Here is a 21,998-nt window from a genome sequence, read left to right as displayed (position 1 = left end):
TAGCAGGATTAAAAACCTTGAATTATAAAGACCCTTCTAAACTATCAATCTGTCCTTTTAATTCTAGCAGAATTTCTTGGTCTTTTGCTCTAATTTTTCCTTCCCGATTGGGCGGTGCGTTTAAGATTAGAATGTTGTTTTGTGCCGTAGCTTTTTGGTATAAATCAGTGAGCTGCGCAATGCTTTTATAGGTAGAATCTGTGGTGTTATAAAACCACCGCTCACTGAGACAAACGGTAGATTCCCAAGGCATATAGTAGGTTTTACCCTTGTGTGTAAACAGTTTAGGGTCAGGATTGGCTGGAAGCATAGGGTCCCCTAATCTAAAATCACTCGGAAAATATCTAATAGGATAGCCTTCTTTTTGATCCTCGGGGTACACCGCGTGATAATCTATATTCTCAGGTAATCCTATACTCCAGTTGACACCTATTTGACATTCGGGAACTCTTGATTTTATGGTTTGATAAATATCGTTCAGAGGCCATCTGTTATGCTCTTTGGTCCAACCGCCATCAAACCAAAATTCAACAACGTCGGTATAGGGTTGGGTAATATCAATCAATTCATTTAATTGATTGATCATAAAACGATTGTATTTTTGATCTGCTACAGAATCTTTAACATAGGTATATGGCACGGTATTCTCGCCATTGATGTAAGCATTGCCGTTTTCCTTTCGATCCCAAAGAGAATAATACAAGCCTAATTCAATATCAAATTTTTTACAAGCTTTGGCGACTTCTTCGATCACGTTGGTGCCATTTCCGCTACTAGCAACATCATAATCAGTGTACGCGCTGTCCCACAAACAAAAACCATCGTGATGTTTAGAAATAAGAATGATATAATTCATCCCTGCATCTTTTGCTGTTTTTACCCATTGTTCGGCATCTACGGTTGTAGGATTATAAGAAGAGGCAGGCAGCGACCCGTCTGACCATGGAATATCATTAAATGTATTGATGCTAAAATGAATAAACATCCCATACTGCCGCGCGATCTGTTTAAGCTGAGCCTGATTAGGAGCGTTTGACGGAATGGGCACAATAGGTTTGTTTTCAGTGTTACACGAGATTAAGAAAGCGAGGAAGAGTAGAAAATAAAATGTTTTCAATGGAATGTATTTAGATCGAAACTTTAAAATTAGAAGAATTACCAAAGCTATAATGATCTAATATTATCCAAAAAATCACATCGCAATGCGATTACAGGTATTTATGCGAACCATCGCAGGAGGGAAGCCGTTTTGATAAACCACAGGTGCAGTCGTTGATACCTTTTCCAGATAGAATTCGGGAGGTATATTTTTCAATACGCCCTATGCGTGTTTTGGCTTGTTTTGCTCCGCCGAAAAATAATAAGTAACCACGCTGTCTGCCGGGAGTTAATGCCTTAAACGCCTTTTCAAAAGGGAGGTCTTCTTTAAATTTTTGCTGAAGTTCGTCAGGAAAATCAAATGCTTCTGTTTTCTTTAAAACTACTTTCTGACCGGAAGCTTCTATAGAAATAGCTTGCTGAACATAATCTTGGATACACTGTTTTTTCTTGACTATTTCATCTACCGAATAAAATTGTAATAATCTAACAGATTGTGAATTAGCACCCGGTGCTTCAAGTAAATTATAAGTATCGTCGATCAGTACGCCTTTAAAAAAGCTGATAGCGCAATAGTCTTTAAAACTTCTAAGGATTAATACATTAGTATTTTTATAAGTATAGCAGGGATTGCGCCATTTAAAGGTTTCACACAATTCTGAATCCAGCACTAAACTTCTCAAATACGCCAATTCTTCTTTCCACTTGGTGGCTTGCTTGAAAAACATGTCAGATTTTGAATCCATTTGAATTATTCCGTTGAAATACCGTCAAGAACAGCTTGAATTCCGCGCAGCGCAACTAAAGCAAATAACGGTCTGTGGTTAAGTTCGCTATTGAGTTCGCCCACGGCTATTTCCAATAGAAAAGTATCCAGAAGCACGCTATAATCCCGATCATTATCCGGAATCAAGTCGGTATCTTGAAGTGTAGATTTGTACCCGTCCAGATAAAAACGAGACACATAATAATACCAAGCTTCTGCCCATTGCTCTAAATGTTCCTCGCGATATTCTTCGGCATAATTTTGCTGCATCAACGGACTGTAAGCTGCATAATGAAATGAGCGAATCATCGCCGCAACATCACGCAAGCCCGAGCGCAGAATACGACGCTCACTAAACGGACGCGAAGGTTCACCTTCAAAATTAATGATTACAAAATCTTTTCCTGTCCATAACAATTGTCCCAATTGAAAATCGCCGTGCGTTCTGATCTTCACCGTATTGATCTTATGTTTAAAAACACGTTTAAAACACGCCAGTACTTCATTTTTACGCTGTAAAACAGCTTCAGCTTCCGCTTGAATCGTTGTCGGCAAACTGGGTATAGAACGGCGTAGATTCTCAAACGCTTCGCGAGTCACGCGCTGCAACGAAGAATACAAAGAACGCTGATAGTGCAAAGAGAATGCTTCGTGTTCAAAACCGCTAAGCTCTTTATGGCTGGCAAGAGCCAGATGCATTTCGGCACTGCGGCGTCCTAATAAACTTATACGTTCAGGAAATAAACTTTCTATAAGTTCGCTTTCAGGTTCGTGTAAGGCTTCAAAAACTAAAGGCTGTGTACGTAGCGTCTTGTCATAATCCGGCTGAAGTTCCTGCGCTTGTGTCTCTATACGCTCCATATACCTGTGGGCAGCATCTTTTGCATTTACCCAACCCGTACCCACATTGGTCACGAGATCTTGCATCATCCCCAAAACCGCTTCGTTGCGTTTTTCGGTATGATACACGAGTTTCCCCATGTAATCAGGTGTATTCGCAAATTTTACCGTTTCGGTAAGGTACTGCGCAAGCTCTGCATCAGGGTTGATGGTATTATCCAGGCGGCGATACAGTTTTAAAAAGTAACGATGATCATAAATAATCGATGTGTTGCTCTGCTTCGATTCGATAATACGGGAATTCACATCCTTGATTTTCTCATCGGGAGTGATTTTTCCGCGGTTAAACGTAAGTTTTTCTTTACCGAATTTAAGCGTTTTTCCTTCCTGCAAACCATAGAACAATTGCGCTCTAAAAGGTGCTACATACACCGCATCTACGAGTAACCCGGCACGATCTTCTAATTGTATTTCGGCTAAAATTCCTTTATGCGGAATGGCTTCAATTAGACTTTCCTGACTGTTGGCAATAAAGGAAACTGGCAATTGATAGATTTCAGGAAGCCCTTCATTAAAGTTAACTTCCACGATCAAATTCTTGACCAAAACAGTGCTGTCAGAAAGGTCGAGCATATTGGTAACGTGCATCGACTGAATGATTCTGTTCGCATCACCAAACCAATATTTGCTTTTAAAGTACGCCGGCAAGATTTTACGTTCTAGCAGCTTTACACTTTTAGCGTCAAACAAGCTTTCCCAAGAAGAAGTCTTCACTTGGGGCAAGGGACCGTCTTGTGCTTCGCTCGCACGATGCGTCAATGCGAACCAATAATACCCGTGTGGTGCCAGCGTAAATAAATAAGGCCGATTCATTATTCTGGGGAATTTATTATGACTGAAAACTTCTACAGGAATATAATCGATATAATCTTCCAATTCTAATTCAACTGCCTGCGAGAAGCGCGAAAGATTGGCTAGAACTAAAATAGTTTCATCTTCATAGGTACGCGTAAAAGCAAGAATTTTGGCATTAGAAGGCGATAAAAATTGAATATCTCCACGCCCGAAAGCTTTAAAACTTTTGCGCATATGCATCACGCGCTTCATCCACCAGAGCAAGGAAGACGGATTCATTTGCTGGGCTTCTACATTCACCGATTCTGACCGGTATTGCGGGTCTATAATTGTTGGTAAATATAACTTTTGTGGATTAGCCATCGAGAAACCGGCGTTTCGGTCGGCGGTCCATTGCATTGGGGTACGCACGCCATCGCGATCTCCTAAATAAAAGTTGTCTCCCATACCTATCTCATCACCGTAATACAGCACCGGTGTTCCCGGAAGCGAGAACAACAGCACATTCATCAGCTCAATTTTATTGCGATTGTTATCGAGTAGGGGAGCGAGTCTACGCCTGATGCCCACATTAATTTTTGCCTTAGGATCTTTAGAATAAACTTTATACATATAATCACGCTCCTCGTCTGTCACCATTTCGAGCGTGAGTTCGTCGTGATTTCTCAAAAAGATCGCCCATTGGCAGGATTCGGGAATATCAGGAGTTTGATCTATAATATCCATTATAGGGTAACGATCTTCCATCTTGACCGCCATAAACATACGTGGCATTATAGGAAAGTGGTAATTCATATGACACTCATCGCCATCACCAAAATAGGCTGCAGAATCTTCCGGCCACATATTTGCTTCGGCGAGAAGTAATTTATGATCGTATTTTGAGTCGATGTGTGCCCGTAGTTTTTTTAGGAAAACGTGTGTTTCCGGCAGGTTTTCGCAATTGGTTCCGTCGCGCTCAAAAAGATAAGGAACCGCATCAAGCCGAAATCCATCAACGCCCAACTCGCACCAGTAGTCCATAATATTAAAGACTTCTTGCTGAACATCAGGGTTGTCAAAATTCAAATCGGGTTGATGAGAGAAAAAACGATGCCAATAATAGGCGCCTGCTTCGGCATCCCACGTCCAATTAGAAGGTTCTGTATCTGTAAAAATAATTCGGGCATCCTTGTACTTTTCTACATCGTCGGTCCATACATAATAATCTCGGTATTTGGATCCCGCCGGAGCTTTACGCGCCCGTTGAAACCACTCGTGCTGGTCTGAAGTATGATTGATCACCAACTCGGTAATTACTTTAAGTCCGCGTTTGTGTGCTTCTTCAATAAACCGTTTAAAATCCTCGATCTCGCCGTAGGACGGGTTGATGCTGTAATAATCTGCAATGTCGTAGCCATCATCACGCAGGGGCGAAGGGTAAAATGGCAGCAGCCAGATGGCCGTTACGCCCAGATCTTCCAGATAGTCTAACTTTTGCAACAAGCCTTCAAAATCACCTATTCCATCGCCATTACTATCAAAAAAAGCTTTGATGTGCAGTTCATAAATTATCGCGTCTTTATACCAGTTTTGTTGATCGTCAATAAATGGAGTGATGGCCATAGATTAGAATTTATGCTTGATTTTAAAAGATTTACAGTTGGCGGGAAGGTGCCAAAATGTTAAAGTTAAAGAAGTCTTTTTAAATGCCTCGTTAAATAATAATTAAACCTAAAAATATAGCGAGTGATAAGGTTACAGCATTAATTTTTACTCTAATTTTCGCCCATTAATTTTTATTCATGAATGCATCAGAATCCACGGTGAACAGGGAGATCTCTCAAGAAGATTTACAAACTTGTTTACGTGTTTTAGAACAGTTTAATACTGATACTAATCTTTTATTTGAATTAGATCGTGAAGATCGAATCGCTATCTTAAAAGCTTCCGGAAGATTATCTCGACCTGATCGTGATGAATTTTCAAGACGAAAAAAAGACGCTAAAAAAGCGCAGAAGCGTAAACAAGCCGCTAAAGATCGAGCGGCCAGAAAAGTGACAGGAATACGCAGTGCCCGTGAAGCTTCGGTATTTACCGCGCCAAAATTACTTCAGGCCGCAGAACTTGAAAAGCTAGAAACACCTGAGTTACAAACTGCGCGTAATTGTTATGTGTGTAAAACAGAGTTTACTAAACTGCACCACTTTTATGATACGATGTGTACGAGCTGTGGTGATTTTAATTACGCAAAGCGCTTTCAGACTGCAGACCTTACAGGACAGGTGGCGATTATTACCGGTTCACGGTTAAAAATTGGATACCACATTACTTTGATGTTACTGCGTGCAGGAGCTACCGTAATCGCCACGACCCGTTTTCCGGTAGATTCTGCATATCGATTTTCAAAAGAAGAGGATTACCACATATGGGCCAACCGCTTAAAAATTCACGGTCTTGATTTGCGGCATATTCCCAGTGTGGAAATCTTTTGCAATTATATTGAGCAGCGCTATGAGCGTCTGGATATTTTGATCAATAACGCTGCGCAAACCGTACGCAGACCGGCCGGGTTTTATCAGCATCTAATGGCTAAGGAAGAGACTGCTCTAAGCGAACTTCCGCAAGTGGTAAAAACTTTATTGTCTGACCACATAGGCTGTTTAGACGAATTGAAGTCCTTAAGCACTTCTGCTAGTGGTACTAAAAATATGCCGGTGACCTGGCACGGACCAGAGCCGGGAATTGGGATTAGAGCTTCGGCAAAATTATCGCAGATCCCGTATAGTTTTGATAATTCACTACAAGCTGCTGAAGTATTTCCTGAAGGAAAACTAGACGCAGATCTTCAGCAGGTAGATTTACGTAAAACAAACAGCTGGCGTTTGAAATTAGGAGAAATCGAAACCACCGAAATGCTGGAGGTGCAACTCGTTAATTCTGTTGCACCTTTCGTGCTTTGCAACCGTCTTTCAGAATTAATGAAGCAAGAGCTTACGGGTCAAAAGCATATTATTAATGTTTCGGCGATGGAGGGTAAATTTCATCGCTTTTTTAAAGAAGATCGGCACCCGCATACCAATATGGCCAAAGCTGCACTCAATATGCTCACACATACCGCAGCCGGAAGTCTCGCAAAAGATGGGATTTATATTAATGCAGTAGATACCGGTTGGGTTACTGATGAAGATCCTGTTGCCTTAGCGCAAAAAAAGGTTGAAGAACATGATTTTCAGCCACCTCTTGACATTGTCGACGGTGCAGCCCGGGTGGTTGATCCTTTATTTGATGGGATCAATACAGGTAAACACTGGAGCGGGAAATTCTTAAAAGATTATTTTCCTATTGATTGGTAAGTACAAGTTGATTTTTCTATAAATGAATCTAAGTCGCTGGTTTTCTGGATATACGAAAACCAGCGACTTAATTACATCGTTATATTTCGACTATTTGTATATTTCCTTGCTGTAACTTTGTATTTATGATAGACGCTTATTTAGAAATTCTCGATGCTTTTAGTCCGTTACAAGAAGAGGCGAGAGCGCTCATAGAATCTCAGATAACAATTAAAGATATCCCTAAAGGAGATTTTATCTTACAAGAGGGGAGTGTGTGTAATCATATTTACTTTCTACACAGCGGATTTGCACGGCAGTTTTATTATAAAAACGGAAAAGAAATCACCGAGTGGTTTGCTGCCAGTAAAGAATTTTGCTTTTCTATAGAAAGCTATTTTCATCAAACTCCAAGTAAGTTGATGATTCAAACTTTAGAAGATTCAACAGTGATCTTTTTACATCGCGATGCCTATATGGAACTGAGTAAAATACAAAGTGACCTAAGCCAACTGGCGATTAAAATGTTTGCCGAATCTCTGGTTTTCTCTCAACGCCGTATGGAGCACGTGCTCTTTGAAAGTGCCAAAGATAGATACGTACATTTACTGGAAACAAAACCCAACATCATACAAAAAGTACCCTTAGCGTACATTGCTTCGTTTTTAGGAATAACGCAAGAAACACTCAGTAGAATCCGCGGACAATTGTAATTAATCTGGAAAATTGCTAATCGACTCATTATTTGATAAATGTCAAACCAATTCTTAATCAGAGAGTTGATATTTGCAGCTCATAATTGAGATTTTTTTTGGTTAAGAATGTAGGAGGCTTTTTCACCCCAATGTACACTTCATTTTTAAATTTTATAATTAGGTGTCCCCTAGACCTAATTGTTTATTGTAAGAAGCAGTTCGTTTAGAACTGCTTTTTTATTGCCGCTACTTCAACACATAGAGCCATGAGAAACTATTTAAGATTTGTCTGCTTAATCCTTATAGGTTTACGTATTTAAACCATAGTACTCGCAAAATTTTAAGAATTTTCTGTTTATTTGATAAATATCAAAGGTTTTCGTTGTTTGATTATTCAATTTTATTGAATAATCAAAACCAAAACAATGAATGCAAAAATCTTTATTTTAATTATGCTTTTAGCGGTGTTCTCCGGAGTTGCTCAAGAGGATACTCAAAAACTGATAGATCAACTTTCGGTTGATGAGAAAATTTACTTATCCATTGGTACAGGGATGGACATTCCGGGAATTCCGGCAGGTGCTGAAGCTCCACAAGCGGTAGTAGGCTCCACAAAATCTGAAGTTGCCGGTGCAGCAGGTACAAGTTATCCTATTTCAAAAATAAATCTTCCACCTATTGTATTTGCAGACGGGCCGGCGGGTATCCGCATAGATACTGTACGGCCGCAAGCACCGGGAAAGACCTTTTATGCGACCGCATTTCCTACGGCCAGTAGTCTTTCTTCAAGCTGGAATATTGAATTAGCCCAACAAATTGGCCAGGCTTTTGGTATTGAAGGGCGTGATTATGGAGTAGATTTTTTATTAGCTCCAGCGCTCAATATTCATAGAAATCCGCTGGGCGGAAGAAATTTTGAATATTATTCTGAAGATCCAATTCTAGCTGGCGAGATCACCGCCGGCTTTGTTAATGGCGTTCAAGCGGAAGGCCTAGGGGCTACCATCAAGCATTTTGTGGCAAATAATTCTGAAACCAATAGAACTGCACTCAATACTGTGGTGAGTGAGCGTGCACTTCGCGAGATCTATTTACGTGGATTTAAACTCGCTATCGATAAAAGCGAACCTTGGGCGATTATGTCTTCATACAACAAGATCAATGGAACTTACGCTTCTGAAAATAGTGAATTGTTAACCGATTTACTTCGTAAAGAATGGGGCTACGAAGGATTTGTTATGACCGACTGGTTTGCGGGGCTTGATGCAGTAGCGCAAATGCGCGCCGGAAATGACCTGCTTATGCCGGGAACAGAAGTACAGTTTAATGCGATAAAAGAAGCCATCAGTAACGGTACTTTGGAGGAGTCTATTTTAGACCGAAACCTCACTGCGACACTTAATGCGTATAAAAAAACATTCTCGTGTAAGGGCTATGAGCCGTCAGGAGTTACAGATCTTGAAGGTCACAAAATGGTGGCCAGAAATGCTGCGCTAGAAGGAATGGTCTTATTGAAAAATGAAAATAAAGTTTTGCCCCTTAAAAGCGACGCTAAAATTGCACTATACGGTTCTGCATCTTACGAAACGATTGCCGGCGGAACCGGTAGTGGTGATGTTAATAAAGCCTACAGCGTTTCGGTATTTGAAGGACTTAAAAACGCTAATGTACATTTAGATCAGGAGCTAACCTCTATTTATGAGGTATATATGAAAGAAGAACGAGCCAAAATTCCACCGAAGGCAATGTTCTTTTTAAAAGACGAACTTGTACCTGAAAAAACGTGGACTGAAGCAGAATTGGCACGTGCAGCAAAAGCTAATGACGTTGCGATTTTTACGCTAGGCCGCACCAGCGGAGAGTTCCAGGACCGTATTGAAGCAGGAGATTTTGAATTGACGGCGACAGAGTTAGAATTAATTTCTGATTTAAATAAGGCCTTTGCTGCCGAAGGTAAACCCCTAGTTGTGCTACTAAATGTAGGAGGGGTGACCGAAACAAACTCTTGGAAAGCACTTGCTGATGCTATTTTGTTGATCTGGCAGCCAGGCCAAGAAGCGGGTAACGCAATTACTGATCTATTGCTAGGGAAAGCAAATCCGTCTGGGAAATTACCGGTAACTTTTCCTATTGCTTTAGACGATAATCCTTCTAGCAAGAATTTCCCGGGAATTCCATTAGATCCAAATGCCGAAAAACCTGCCAATCCGTTGCAAGGTATTCCTTCAGAAGAAATCTATGAAGAAGGAATTTATGTAGGCTACCGCTATTTTGATACGTTTGAGGTACCGGTTTCTTATCCATTTGGTTACGGAATGTCTTACACGACTTTTGAATACAGTGATCTTCAGGTTGAATCAGGAGCTACGATTAGCGTTTCGTTCATTGTAAAAAATACTGGAAGCGTAGCCGGAAAAGAAATTGCTCAACTTTATGTGAGTGCTCCTGAAGGTACTTTAGAAAAGCCCTCAAAAGAGCTTAAGGCCTTTGCAAAAACAGCACTACTAGAACCGGGAGCTTCTGAAACGATCACACTTGAAATCAATCCGGAATCGCTAGCTTCTTATGATGATAAGAAACACGCTTGGATTCTGGATGGAGGAACTTACACCTTGTCTATTGCTGACAATATCGCCAGTTCAAAACTTAAAGCAACACTAGAGATTGAAGCAACCACGGTAAGAGAAACCGAAGCGTTGTTGGTACCCCAGAATGCTTTAAATACGTTATCAAAAAACTAAACTTACAGAACTTAAACTTATGTAGAGGCTGCCTAAAAAGGCAGCCTCTTTTTTTATAGAGGAAACCTATAGAGCAATTCTAATTTGAATAACGCTCCTTTTTGCAATGGGGTATTGAGTAAATTTCTATCATCGCCTAAGAAAAATAAACTCAAACCTAAATCTACTTTATCGCTTTGTTCAAATACTTTATAGGTGCGTGTAATGCTGTATCCGGCTTTGGCTTTTAAGAAGAGATTTTTAGCAACAGGGTAGCGTACATACGCAAAAAATTCAGTGGTGTTTTTAGCAAAGTATTCAGGCGAACTTCCAAAATAAGGATCATCAAGCGCATAGCTTGACGTAAGACCATTGACGTCACCACCTATATTAATTTTTTCTGTGAGCATATAATTGATGTCGCCGTTGATCGTGGTGATATAGGCTTCAAAACGTTTAGACGGACTCAAATAATAAAACCCCACATAAGGCACTAGAAACAGTCCGAATTCTTCGGTGTTGGCATATAAACCAAATTTATAATTGAGGTTTTCATTCTTTTTTAGCGTAGCCAACGCCAAACCGCCTAATTGAAAACCTTGACCGGTGATCTGTTTTAAATCTGATGCGATTTTAGGTATGACCAAATAGGTTATTGCTAACTTTTCAGAATACCTATGATTGAATCCTAGCGCTAAACCTAAGGATGCCAGCGTAGTTCTATCGGCTAAAGACGGGTCTAAGCGCAAGGCATTAGATTCAAGCATAACATTAGCGATCAACGTATTTTTTTCATCTAAAACCTGCGGAAACGTAAACTGAAATTCCAATTCTTCAACCTGAGTTTGAGCATTGCTCGATTCAAATTGATTTTGTGGCGTTAGGGAATACGAGAGATTCGCCAAATCAATGTAGTCCTGAGCAAAGTTTATTTGAATACTGAAGAAGAGCAAACCGCTCAGAATATAGATTCTCATATAACGAATATAGTTAAGAACGACTTATAAGCAAGCTCAAAGGCACAAATAGAAACAAATTTTAAAGCCTTTGACGGTGCCAAAAAAAAGGAATTTCCTGATAAGTGGAAATTCCTTTCTATGTTTAATTGCTCTTTGAATGATTATTCTGCAGTGGGTATAGCTCCTATACCTGCTTTCCACAGGGCGGCGTTATAGTTTGGTATTCTTGTCTCAAGAAGGTTTAATCCTTCGACTTTTAGAGATTCCCATTCTTGGTTCATACGATCAAATTCAGCTTTATTTGAAGCATTTACCCGCGGAATATCACTATCAGTCTGATTCATTACAAACATATAATTTGCTGAAAATTTATTTTCAAAATTCTCAACATCATCATAAGCTTTAGATTTGCGCTGAACCATTTTAGAATCCCAAGCGTTTAAATCGTTGATCAAAGCTTCTCCTTGTTCTACTAAGGCCGTTGCATTCTTAGCTTTTAATTTTGGTAATAAGCTTGCGATTTCTTCTTCGGCAGTTTTAAGTTGGTTCACGAGTGTATGCATCGCTGTCACGCGTTGCTCCATCACGTTCATGAGTTCGTGATACGCTTCAAAATCAGTAGCATCAATATCTAGATTAGGATTAGGAAGAATTGTTGCAGTGGTGCTTTGACTTTCCCTGCCGTACGTCAGCGTTAAGGTATACGTTCCAGGCGCTACTTTATGCCCTGCATAACTTGCTTCAATATACACGCCCGGGACTCCGGGAAGCTCAGGATATCTGCCGTCCCAAACAAAACGGTTTAGACCTTGATCAACCGAAAGTGTTGGGGTAGGCGACGGTCCGCCGGCATATGCGCTGAAATTCTCATCTGCGTTTGACGAAAAGGAATTGATCAAGGTCCCGTCTTGGGTTTTAATCGTTAGTTCAATTGCTATGGAATCCTTCAGTTTGGGCAAATTATAGTAGATCTCGCTTCCATTAGCCGGGTTCACACCTTCAAATGTTGAAGTCCCGTCAAAGTCCGGATCGCTACCGTTTAAAGCAGAATACCAACTTCCATAGATAGCATTTTTCGGCTCAAATAATTGAAATTGATCTGCATTTGCTGAATATTGCTGCAATAATTTAAGATCATCAAGTATCCAGAAGGAGCGCCCCGAAGTAGCCACGATGAGATCACCTTGATGCACTTTTAAATCAGTTATTGGTGTGATGGGTAAGTTGAGCTGCAAAGATTCCCAAGAAGCGCCGGCATCCCAAGAAACATAAACACCTTGTTCAGTACCAGCATATAACAAGCCTTCTTGATCCTGATCTTCGCGAACCACGCGCGTGTAAGCGCCGTATGGAATTCCATTGTTTATGGATTTCCAGGTTTTTCCGTAATCCGTAGATTTATATAGCGCCGGAGTGTAATCGTTGAATTTATAGCGTGTTGTGGCGATAAATACGGTTCCCGGATCGTGCGGAGAAACCTCAATAGCGTTGATCAAGGTTTCCTCAAGTCCTTTGGGTGTGATGTTTTGCCAAGAAGCGCCATTGTCGCGAGTTAGATGAACTAAACCGTCATCACTTCCGGTATAAAATACTCCTTTTTCGTGCTGCGATTCAATAATGTAGCTTAGGGTTCCGTAGTTTTCGGCACCTACTGCCTCAACCGTATACGGGCCACCGCCTTTGCCTTGTTTTTCATCAATATTACGCGTAAGATCTGGGGAGAATTCCGTCCAGGTTCTTCCTTGATCTGTAGTTTTTAAAACCATTTGGGCGCCGTGAAAAACAGTATTGGGCTCGTGTTGAGAATAGATAATAGGCGCATTCCAATTGAAAAGATATTTCATATCTCGCGCCGCTTTCCCTAGATACTGAATGGGCGCCGCCATTACTTTGGTACTCATTTTGGTCTGCATATCGAGCACTTCAATCGTACCCAGATAGCTTCCGCCATATACGTATCTAGGCTCGTCTTTATCAAAAGCTAAAAATGCACTTTCGCCTCCGGCGGAAGATGTCCAATCCTGCCGACCAATGCTTCCGCTGCCTAAGGAAAGGCTTGCTATTTTTACTGAAGTATTATCCTGCTGACCTCCATAAATATTATACGGAAACAAATTATCTGTGCTAATGCGGTAAAATTGTGCCGTAGGCATAATATCCTGAGAAGACCAAGAAGCTCCATAATTGAAAGAGATCGCCGCCCCGCCATCATTACCAATCACCATATTTTTAGAATTCGCCGGATTGATCCATAAATCGTGATAATCCCCGTGCGTTCCTGAAAGTGTTTCCCAGGTTGCGCCGCCATCTGTAGAGCGTAGGGCAGGAGCACTCAGCACGTAAACGGTCTGCTCGTTGTTAGGGTCGGTAAAAACTTCAGTGTAATACCAGGCACGTTGGGTCAATCTGTTATCACCGCTTATCATTTTCCAAGAGGCACCGGCATTGTCAGAGACAAACAGTCCGCCTAAATCTTTTTCACTATCACTTTCAATCAAGGCATAAACTTTATCGGGATTTGCTCTACTTACCGCAATCGCCATTTTCCCCATTTCTTCGGGTAGACCTTCTTTTAGAACTTTCCAGGTTTTTCCGGCGTCTGTAGATTTGTACAATCCACTTCCTGCTCCGCCGCTGATCATCTTCCAGGGAGTACGTTGATGCTGCCACATTGCGGTATATAAAACATTAGGATTGTTCATATCCATAGAAAGCTCGGTACTTCCGGTCTTTTTATCTACAAAAAGAACCTGTTCCCAAGAAGCACCGCCATCTGTAGATTTGTAAACTCCACGCTCAGGAGTGGCTTCTTGCATAGCGCCTTGAGCAGCCACATACACTACATCAGGATTTTGTGGATGTATAACAATTCGGGCGATCTGTTGCGTGTTCTCAAGATCTAGATGCGTCCAGGTTTTTCCCGCGTCTGTAGATTTATAAACCCCGTCGCCATAGGTCGTCATCACCCCTCTAATGGCGTGTTCACCCATACCTACATAAATAATATTAGGATTAGATTCTGAAACCGCGACCGCCCCCACAGAACCGGTTTTGAAATATCCATCGGAGATATTTTCCCAGTGTTGCCCGGCGTCTGCCGTTTTCCAAAGTCCGCCACCGGTAGTACCCATATAATAGGTTAAGGGATCGCCAACAACTCCGGAAACCGAGTTGCTTCGACCGCCTCTAAACGGACCTATACTGCGGTATTTTAAAGGTTTGAAATAGGTATTTACATCTTGAGCAGCACAAAAAGCAATGGAGAAAATGAGTAAGAATGAGGTAAAGTTATAGCGCATAGGCAGTAGCTTGTAAGATTAAGTTCTTCTTAAAAATACTATAAAAAGGAAAATCTTGGATATAAAAAAAGAGCGACAAACTTGTCGCTCTTTAATTTAGGGGATATCGTTTTTGGTTTAGCTTGCAATTTTTTCAGCTTGATCTGCTGCATTTTGTTGCTCTTTAGCCAGCTTGTTTTTAAGGGTAGCAACGTTGTCAGATACGGTATCTTCAACTTCAGTATAGGTATCTTTTAATTTAGTACCCAACTCATTTACTTTATTTTTTAAGCGCGCTTTCTCTTCTGGAGTTGCGTTGTTATATCTCCACCAAGCAAAAAGTCCACCTGCTAATCCTAAAAGCGCTGCTGCTATTCCTGCATTTTGATTTCTAGTTGTCATAATTTTTCTTTTATAGTTTATACCTCTAAAGTAGTCAAAGGTTATTCCATTATCAATTTGCTTAAGCACTTTAATATAAGTTTAATAGTAAATGCTAAGGATGTGTAAAAACTGAAAATATAAGGGAATAGCCCCCAGAAATAGGGTTATTCCCCTGCTTAAATTCAATTACGTTCCCGCTAATTTTGATGAAATCAAAAACCGAACGACTTATGGCACGTACGATCATCACTTTAATTTTAATGGTTTTATTGGGGTTTGCCACAATGAATGCACAAACAAGTATGTATCTTAAACTTCCGGATATTGAAGGAGAATCTCAACAGCAAGGACACGAAGAGGAGATTGAGTTAACTCAAGTTTCATGGGAAGTTAGTATTCCCGATGCTGCTTTGTCAGGAAGAACCCGCGCCCGCACGTCATTTTCAGGGATTAGCATTGGCAAGAATACCGACCTTGCGAGCAATACGATGCTTGATTTTCTGGCAAGAAATAAAACGCTGCGTAATGTAATTCTAACCTTTTCTACAAATTCATCTGGCGGAATCAACGACTATCTTATTTACGAGTTAGACAATGTTAGGATCACATCATTTAAGATGGAAGCAAATGAAAAGGATTCAAAACCTCAAGAATATTGGACCTTGTCTTTTGAAAAAATAAACAGTTTGTATAAACAATTCAATAACAACGGAAGGTTAGAAGAAGAAGTCGAATTTGAGTATGCACTGCGCACAGGGAGTTAACAGCCATAATTTCATGTTTTTTAAAGTCCGATCACAAGGTTTGTGATCGGACTTTTGTATTTAGGATACTATTTGATAAGTTTCATTAAATAAACCGACCAAACCAATATCCTACAAATTCTGATTTATGCAATTTAACATCAATAACCTTTTTACAGAAGCGCTTCCGGCAGATCCTAATTTTGAAAACTCAAGAAGACAGGTTATGCAGGGTTATTACTCTTTTGTATCTCCTAAGGAAACTGCAGCGCCGCAACTACTGCACGTTTCTGATGAAATGTTGAATGCTTTAGGAATATCAGAAGAAGAGGCTGAAAGCAAGGAATTCTTAGAAGTCTTTACAGGAAATGCGGTTTTACCGGATACGCATCCGTACGCTATGTTGTATGGCGGCCATCAATTTGGACATTGGGCAGGACAATTGGGAGATGGTCGTGCGATCAATCTATTTGAGATCGATAACGATAATAAGCATTGGGCATTGCAGCTCAAAGGAGCAGGGGAGACGCCTTATTCACGCTCTGCTGATGGCCTAGCAGTTTTACGCTCAAGTATTCGTGAATATTTAATGAGTGAAGCGATGCATCATTTGGGAATCCCAACTACGCGTGCGTTGTCTTTAGCATTGACGGGAGATTCGGTTTTACGTGATGTAATGTACGATGGTAATCCGGCGTATGAAAAAGGAGCTGTTGTCTGTCGGGTGGCGCCTTCTTTTCTTCGGTTTGGGAATTATCAGATTTTTACTTCGCGCAATGATATTGCGGGATTGCAAAAATTGGTAATCTTTACCATTGAAAACTACTTTCCAGAGTTGGATGCTTCTTCTAAAGAAAACTACTTAAAGTTCTTTGCTGAAGTTTCAGAGCGCACGCTTGAGATGATCATTCATTGGCAGCGGGTGGGCTTTGTACACGGCGTTATGAATACCGATAATATGTCAATTCTCGGCCTTACCATAGATTACGGACCTTACGGTTGGTTAGAAGGTTTTGAATGGGGCTGGACGCCCAATACGACCGACAGACAACACAAGCGTTATCGCTACGGAAACCAACCTAATATTGGCTTATGGAATTTATATCAATTGGCCAATGCGCTTTATCCACTTGTTGAGGAGGCAGACGGTTTTGAAGAAATTTTAGATCGGTACAAAGAAGACTATGCTAAGAGATCTTTTCAAATGATGGCGGACAAATTGGGTCTTGAGGCGCCTGAGGAAAGTGATCTGCAACTTATAGCAGATCTCGAGGAATGTCTTCAAGCAACAGAAACTGATATGACCATTTTCTTTAGAAAACTGGCAGATTTTAAAAAGGATGCTTCAGTTGATGGATTGACATTGATTTCGGAAGCTTTTTATACTACTGAAGAGATTTCAGAAAAAATACAAAACCAGTGGAAGCAGTGGTTTCAAGCCTATTCAACACGTTTGCAGCAAGATCAACAAAGCGATGAAGCGCGTAAGAAAGCAATGAATGCGACCAATCCTAAATACGTGTTGCGCAATTATATGGCGCAGCTGGCGATTGACGCCGCTGATAAAGGAGATTATAGCTTGATCGACGAATTGTATCAACTACTAAAAAAACCCTATGATGACCAACCAGAATACGAAAAATGGTATGCCAAGCGTCCCGAATGGGCGAGAGATAAGGTAGGCTGTTCTATGCTTTCGTGCAGTTCGTAATGAAACTTAAATCCACAATATCACGCATTCCCGAGGGATATTCCGAAGGATTTTATAACAACCGGAAGTACAGTATAACCCGTACCGATTTCAACGAAGGTAAAAGCACAAAGATTTACGCAAAAGAGTTGGGAGGAACTGATTTCATTAGCCTTAATTATTACGAGACTAAAATGGGTGAATTGCTGAAACCTTGCGAAATGCCGGAATTAAAAGTGATTACGTTTTTAAAAGAAGTAAGAATTATTGACTAATTCATTAGAAAAAATAGCTGTAGGTGGCGGTTGCCATTGGTGTACCGAAGCAGTCTTCCAAGCCTTAAAAGGAGTTGAGAAAGTAGAACAAGGATATGTTGCTTCAGACCCACCTTTTGAAGAATTTTCAGAAGGCGTGATCATTCATTTTAATCCACAAATTATTTCTTTAGAGATTCTTATTGAGATTCACTTGCACACGCATAAAAGCACTTCAAATCATAGTTTTCGGTCTAAATACCGTTCTGCGGTTTATTGTTTTACCGAAGAACAAAAACGAGAGGTACAGCACATTCTTACGCAGTTACAAAATGAATTTGAACAATCCTTAATTACTCAAATTTTGCCTTTCCAGCGTTTTCAAGCTTCGCGAGAGAGCCTGCACGATTATTACCGAAGCAATCCGGAGAAGCCATTTTGTGAACGCTATATTGCTCCAAAACTTCAGTTTCTCTTAAAACAATATAGTAATCGTCTCAAATAGGGCAATTGCCGTATTGATTGCTCATAGAATCCAATCCTATTTTTAGATCGTAAAAACTGCGATCTATGAGAATATTAGTTTTATTGCTCGTCTTTAGCTCTTCATTATGGGCGCAAGGACCTTACGACATCAATAAGAATCAAAATTACACCAAATTTACAGCCTTAAAAAAGGCGGGCAATAACAAGGAGGCCTTTAATGTAGGCTTCAAGTTGCTAGATGCTTTTTATACTAATACAGACCTCTATTTTGAAGTAGGGATCTCGAGAGCTGCTTTGTCTCAAGAACCGATTATAGGAGCACAACTCATTCAGACGGCCTATGATATGGAACCTATTTACGATCGTTTGGCGCAATCTGCTATTGCTTATGCTTTTTTTGCCAAAGATCTACCACGAGCTAAGCAACTGCTTTGGGAATACAGTTTTTATCCGCATCCGCCGGAGGATTTCAAAAGATCTGTAACGTACTTAGAAGGGGCGGTTAATTATTATAAAAAAACGTTTACGACTTCACAAGTACAACAAGCGCAACGTATGCTCGATGTTTATAAAGCTGAGGCTTCAAAGAATATGATGGTTTTTTGGGAAAAGTTTAATCCTATATACAGCGCTTCTCCAAAGGATATTATTCAAAAAGGTCCAGAGCATTATTTGAAAGTATTAGAACCTGTAAAACAGCAAATGGACGCTGGTAACTTTCCGGTAAGTTATTACAATGTAGCCTTAGAAACCCTTGCTTTGATTACATTTTGGAATAATTGGCAACAAGCACACGTATTAATTCCGGAGCTTAAACTGCAGTTTTCAAATCCTAAAACTGCTCCGATGATGAAATTTAAGCTCTACGATATTCTTTCAAAAATCAATGAGGTAAATAGAAATTATGAGGAGAATATCACTCTTGCAGTCATTATGCGTAATGAGCTACCGCAATTCACCTATTCCAATTCGACCTTGATGCTAGCTTTAAACAATCAGCTGTTTTCATTAGTGCAATTAGAGCGCTATAAAGAGGCGTATAAGCTGGCAGAAGGTGCTCAGAATTTTATGAACAAGGTGACAAATCCCGATGTTAAAATGATGGGGTATTATAATCTTTCGAGGGCCTTGACCTATGGCGGGGATAAAGAGAAAGGACTTCAGTATGCAGAAGCTGGTGTAAACTATATGAAACAAAACGGTTATGAAGAGCATCCTCAATTTGGTAAAACCCTGCTTAGCAATCTTCAATCCCTAAAATTTTATAAGGATAACTCAGTAGCCATTGAAACCAATATTAATTCCACAGATATTATTGAATTGTATGATTATGGTTTGCAGTTGGGAATGAAGAAAAAATATGCTGAAGCAGTTCCTTTTTATGAAAAAGCTTTCAAACGTCAAAAGCCGAAAGTCAGCGAAACAACAGGATCACAACGTACTGCGCAGCTTGATCTTTTTACTAAAATAGGAGGAAACCTGATCGCTTGCCTTTTTGAGAGTAATCAGAAAGAAAAAATATTCTCTGTAATGGAGGAGTTAAAAGCTAATGGATTACTCGCGTCACAAGATGAAATTCCTACGCTAAGCCTTAGTGAAATTCAGCATGGCCTAAAAGCTGACGAGGCCTTGGTTTATTATGTTGATGTGATGCGCGGTAATGTCAATGAAGGTGTTTATATGGCTGCGGTGATTACCAAGAACGACATAAATTATAGATATATAAATACCATAGGAGCTTTAATGCGGGTTTATGTAGATCGTAATACAGAAATTGGAGCCATCGAGAAGGCTATGGCGCAACGCGAATTACGTCAACCAAAATATACGGTATACCGCAATCTGGATGAAGCAGGATTTAATCAATACAAGAAGGGTGATTTTGTGCTTTTGGCAGAACTGTATCGCAATTTTTTAAACCCTAACGAAGGCGGTGAGGTACGTGAAGAATATACGGATACGGCCTATAGAGATTATATTGCTAACTCTTTTTTCATCGATATGATGAGCCGCATAGAACCTTGGTTTAAAGGTAAAAAACGTATTTACATTGCGGCAGATGGTGTGTTGCATTTTCTGCCTTTTGAAAGTTTTAAAAACAATAAAGGGCGTTATCTCGTAGAAGATTATGAAATAGGCTATGTTCCTGCCGGCAGTACACTTATTACATTGCGCAAGCGACCTAAAACCAATTATGAGAAGAATGTGCTTGCCTTTGGCGATGCTAAATATCAAAAGCGGGCCAATCCCGGGCGTGATTTAGAATCGGCTGCAGATATTAAACGCTTAGAGCTTGACGTGGAAGAATCGTTACAGAAAAACGAACCTTTAGATTATGCATTTGCAACCTTTTCTAGCGAAGCCATGAAATACCTGAAAGGCGCAAAAGATGAAGTGCTTGCGATAAAAGAATTGGTGCCAAAAACCGATTTGCGTTTGGATACTCAAATGACCGAAAACGAATTTAAAAAAATGAGTAGGGAAGGAGCATTGCACCACTACCGAAGCATTCATTTATCAAGTCATGCGGTAACACATCCATTTGTTTTTGACCTTAGCGGGATCGCATTTTCGGTGTTTAGTTATCCAAAAGATGGGGAGGACGGAATGCTCACCGTAAAGGAAATGGCCCAACTTGATATTGATACCGACTTTATGTTTCTCAGTGCCTGCCAGACCGGTTTGGGGAAATTGGTTCCGGGAGATGGGGTTCAAGGTCTTAATCAGGCTATGTTAATGGCGGGAGCTAATGCTACTTTAACCACACTTTGGTCTGTTAATGACTACGGGACTAGTGTTTATACCAAAAGTCTTTATTACAAGATTTTTCAGGAAAATAAAGACTATCTCACCGCCAGCACTGAAGTCAAACGCGAATTTATTAAAGGTTCTTACAATAAATATGTAGACCTGTCGAGTCCGCAATACTGGGCACCGTTCATCTACACTGGTAAATAGGGCAACTGCCGTATTGAAGAGTGCCGGCATCCTTTATAGCTTTAAGCTGTAAAAATCAAATACTTTCAATCTCGATTACTGATTAAAAAACCTCAATTATGAAAACACTTATTTTAAGCAGTTTATTTTTTCTGTGCGCAGTAAGTTTTGCACAAGAAACGCCATGTTCTAAAGGTGATTGCCAAAACGGTTACGGCTTTTATTACAATAAAGAAACCGGCGATGTATACCACGGTTTCTATAAAAATGGATTGTATAACGGTGTAGGCTATAGCCAGAATAAAACCAGTGATTATTATTATTCCAACTTTAAAGAGGGTAAACCAGACGGATTTACCGTATACGATGAGGGGGAAGGACGAACCTCAGGCCTGTTTGAAAAAGGAATTAAAATAGGAGATCACATCAGAGAGGTGCGCTCTTCACAAGGGTTTTCAAGAGAATTGATCAGCTACGATCAGGGGCAAGTGCTTAGTCGTAAAACCTTCACGCCTCAGGATATTGCAGATGCTACGTGTATTTCTGGGGATTGTATTGACGATTACGGGATCTATTTCCAAAACAACACTATTATTTCGGGAAAGTTTGAAAACGGAAGATTTACCTATGGTGAGATGATGCACATCGAGACCAAGACATCAGACTTTTTTATGCCACCATTAGAGACCGAACAACATACGCCATATTTTAAATTCAGTATTACAATGACCGATAATGGAGCAAACGAAGCCGCTTATATTTCGGTAGGTCCAAAAGCAGACGGACAATACATTCTCGTAAATATGAAACAGAATAATTTTGTTGGAGCGTTGTTTAAAGACAATCAATTGGTGGAACGGTATTAGTTTGTAAAACCTTAAGAATGCCGATAAGAAGGTTGAATGCTATTAAAGCGTTCAACCTTTCTTTTTTGTTTTCAAAACTATGATTCCTAACAAAACATTAACGCCAACCTTAA

Annotated in this window: 15 protein-coding genes; 9 read left to right on the top strand and 6 right to left on the bottom strand. The window is 40.2% G+C overall.

Annotation, left to right across the window (positions count from 1 at the left end; genetic code table 11):
• Positions 1–22: 22 nt before the first annotated feature.
• From BUA96_RS08010 to treS, 3 genes are all read right to left on the bottom strand, one after another.
• Complete coding sequence (locus tag BUA96_RS08010) at positions 23–1,117, bottom strand: alpha-L-fucosidase (RefSeq protein WP_072982093.1); 1,095 nt, start codon at positions 1,115–1,117, stop codon at positions 23–25.
• Positions 1,118–1,208: 91 nt separating this feature from the next.
• Entirely contained in the window at positions 1,209–1,844 is a 636-nt protein-coding gene (locus BUA96_RS08005) for a DUF1801 domain-containing protein (protein WP_072982092.1), read from the bottom strand.
• Positions 1,845–1,849: 5 nt separating this feature from the next.
• Complete coding sequence (gene treS / locus BUA96_RS08000; RefSeq protein ID WP_072982091.1) at positions 1,850–5,164, bottom strand: maltose alpha-D-glucosyltransferase; 3,315 nt, start codon at positions 5,162–5,164, stop codon at positions 1,850–1,852.
• Positions 5,165–5,343: 179 nt separating this feature from the next.
• Here treS and BUA96_RS07995 point away from each other — a divergent pair, with 179 nt between their 5' ends.
• The 3 genes from BUA96_RS07995 (at position 5,344) to BUA96_RS07985 (ending at position 10,309) form a co-directional block, all read left to right on the top strand.
• Positions 5,344–6,894, top strand: a complete 1,551-nt coding sequence (locus BUA96_RS07995; RefSeq protein ID WP_072982090.1) for an SDR family NAD(P)-dependent oxidoreductase — start codon at positions 5,344–5,346, stop codon at positions 6,892–6,894.
• 125 nt (positions 6,895–7,019) lie between these two features.
• Positions 7,020–7,586 carry a Crp/Fnr family transcriptional regulator gene (locus tag BUA96_RS07990; RefSeq protein ID WP_084673098.1) on the top strand — a complete coding sequence of 189 codons (567 nt, stop codon included), beginning with the start codon at positions 7,020–7,022 and terminating at the stop codon, positions 7,584–7,586.
• Positions 7,587–7,993: 407 nt separating this feature from the next.
• Positions 7,994–10,309 carry a beta-glucosidase family protein gene (locus BUA96_RS07985; protein ID WP_072982089.1) on the top strand — a complete coding sequence of 772 codons (2,316 nt, stop codon included), beginning with the start codon at positions 7,994–7,996 and terminating at the stop codon, positions 10,307–10,309.
• A 53-nt stretch (positions 10,310–10,362) separates the two neighbouring features.
• On the opposite strand, the gene BUA96_RS07980 is transcribed toward BUA96_RS07985, so the two are convergent.
• The 3 genes from BUA96_RS07980 to BUA96_RS07970 form a co-directional block, all read right to left on the bottom strand.
• On the bottom strand, positions 10,363–11,265 hold the full coding sequence (locus BUA96_RS07980; RefSeq protein WP_072982088.1) for a DUF6268 family outer membrane beta-barrel protein: 903 nt from the start codon (positions 11,263–11,265) through the stop codon (positions 10,363–10,365).
• A 143-nt stretch (positions 11,266–11,408) separates the two neighbouring features.
• On the bottom strand, positions 11,409–14,546 hold the full coding sequence (locus BUA96_RS07975; protein WP_072982087.1) for a WD40/YVTN/BNR-like repeat-containing protein: 3,138 nt from the start codon (positions 14,544–14,546) through the stop codon (positions 11,409–11,411).
• A 117-nt stretch (positions 14,547–14,663) separates the two neighbouring features.
• Complete coding sequence (locus BUA96_RS07970) at positions 14,664–14,927, bottom strand: hypothetical protein (protein WP_072982845.1); 264 nt, start codon at positions 14,925–14,927, stop codon at positions 14,664–14,666.
• Positions 14,928–15,115: 188 nt separating this feature from the next.
• Here BUA96_RS07970 and BUA96_RS07965 point away from each other — a divergent pair, with 188 nt between their 5' ends.
• From BUA96_RS07965 to BUA96_RS07940, 6 genes are all read left to right on the top strand, one after another.
• Positions 15,116–15,673 (top strand): Hcp family type VI secretion system effector, encoded by a 558-nt coding sequence (locus BUA96_RS07965; RefSeq protein ID WP_072982085.1) that lies wholly within the window; start codon positions 15,116–15,118, stop codon positions 15,671–15,673.
• A 127-nt stretch (positions 15,674–15,800) separates the two neighbouring features.
• Complete coding sequence (locus tag BUA96_RS07960) at positions 15,801–17,363, top strand: protein adenylyltransferase SelO (RefSeq protein WP_072982083.1); 1,563 nt, start codon at positions 15,801–15,803, stop codon at positions 17,361–17,363.
• Positions 17,363–17,617 (top strand): peptide methionine sulfoxide reductase, encoded by a 255-nt coding sequence (locus tag BUA96_RS07955; RefSeq protein ID WP_072982081.1) that lies wholly within the window; start codon positions 17,363–17,365, stop codon positions 17,615–17,617. The genes BUA96_RS07960 and BUA96_RS07955 overlap by 1 nt, the downstream gene beginning before the upstream one ends.
• Positions 17,610–18,101, top strand: a complete 492-nt coding sequence (locus tag BUA96_RS07950; RefSeq protein ID WP_072982079.1) for a peptide-methionine (S)-S-oxide reductase — start codon at positions 17,610–17,612, stop codon at positions 18,099–18,101. Before BUA96_RS07955 ends, BUA96_RS07950 begins: the two co-directional genes overlap by 8 nt.
• 65 nt (positions 18,102–18,166) lie before the next feature.
• Positions 18,167–21,040 (top strand): CHAT domain-containing protein, encoded by a 2,874-nt coding sequence (locus tag BUA96_RS07945; RefSeq protein WP_072982077.1) that lies wholly within the window; start codon positions 18,167–18,169, stop codon positions 21,038–21,040.
• A gap of 98 nt (positions 21,041–21,138) precedes the next feature.
• The gene (locus tag BUA96_RS07940) at positions 21,139–21,885 is read left to right on the top strand and encodes an MORN repeat-containing protein (RefSeq protein WP_072982075.1); all 747 of its coding nucleotides are present in this window, start codon (positions 21,139–21,141) and stop codon (positions 21,883–21,885) included.
• Positions 21,886–21,998: the final 113 nt, after the last annotated feature.

Origin of the sequence: Leeuwenhoekiella palythoae, assembly GCF_900130045.1 — a bacterium.
Classification (GTDB): domain Bacteria; phylum Bacteroidota; class Bacteroidia; order Flavobacteriales; family Flavobacteriaceae; genus Leeuwenhoekiella; species Leeuwenhoekiella palythoae.
Note: the sequence above shows the minus strand (reverse complement) of the source record. Positions and strands in the feature narration are given on the sequence as shown.

Bases quoted from the DNA above. Each gene is read 5' to 3' on its own strand.
- BUA96_RS08005 (WP_072982092.1), bottom strand. From the start codon at position 1,844: ATGGATTCAAAATCTGACATGTTTTTCAAGCAAGCCACCAAGTGGAAA.
- treS (WP_072982091.1), bottom strand. From the start codon at position 5,164: ATGGCCATCACTCCATTTATTGACGATCAACAAAACTGGTATAAAGAC.
- BUA96_RS07995 (WP_072982090.1), top strand. From the start codon at position 5,344: ATGAATGCATCAGAATCCACGGTGAACAGGGAGATCTCTCAAGAAGAT.
- BUA96_RS07990 (WP_084673098.1), top strand. From the start codon at position 7,020: ATGATAGACGCTTATTTAGAAATTCTCGATGCTTTTAGTCCGTTACAA.
- BUA96_RS07985 (WP_072982089.1), top strand. From the start codon at position 7,994: ATGAATGCAAAAATCTTTATTTTAATTATGCTTTTAGCGGTGTTCTCC.
- BUA96_RS07980 (WP_072982088.1), bottom strand. From the start codon at position 11,265: ATGAGAATCTATATTCTGAGCGGTTTGCTCTTCTTCAGTATTCAAATA.
- BUA96_RS07975 (WP_072982087.1), bottom strand. From the start codon at position 14,546: ATGCGCTATAACTTTACCTCATTCTTACTCATTTTCTCCATTGCTTTT.
- BUA96_RS07970 (WP_072982845.1), bottom strand. From the start codon at position 14,927: ATGACAACTAGAAATCAAAATGCAGGAATAGCAGCAGCGCTTTTAGGA.
- BUA96_RS07965 (WP_072982085.1), top strand. From the start codon at position 15,116: ATGAAATCAAAAACCGAACGACTTATGGCACGTACGATCATCACTTTA.
- BUA96_RS07960 (WP_072982083.1), top strand. From the start codon at position 15,801: ATGCAATTTAACATCAATAACCTTTTTACAGAAGCGCTTCCGGCAGAT.
- BUA96_RS07955 (WP_072982081.1), top strand. From the start codon at position 17,363: ATGAAACTTAAATCCACAATATCACGCATTCCCGAGGGATATTCCGAA.
- BUA96_RS07945 (WP_072982077.1), top strand. From the start codon at position 18,167: ATGAGAATATTAGTTTTATTGCTCGTCTTTAGCTCTTCATTATGGGCG.
- BUA96_RS07940 (WP_072982075.1), top strand. From the start codon at position 21,139: ATGAAAACACTTATTTTAAGCAGTTTATTTTTTCTGTGCGCAGTAAGT.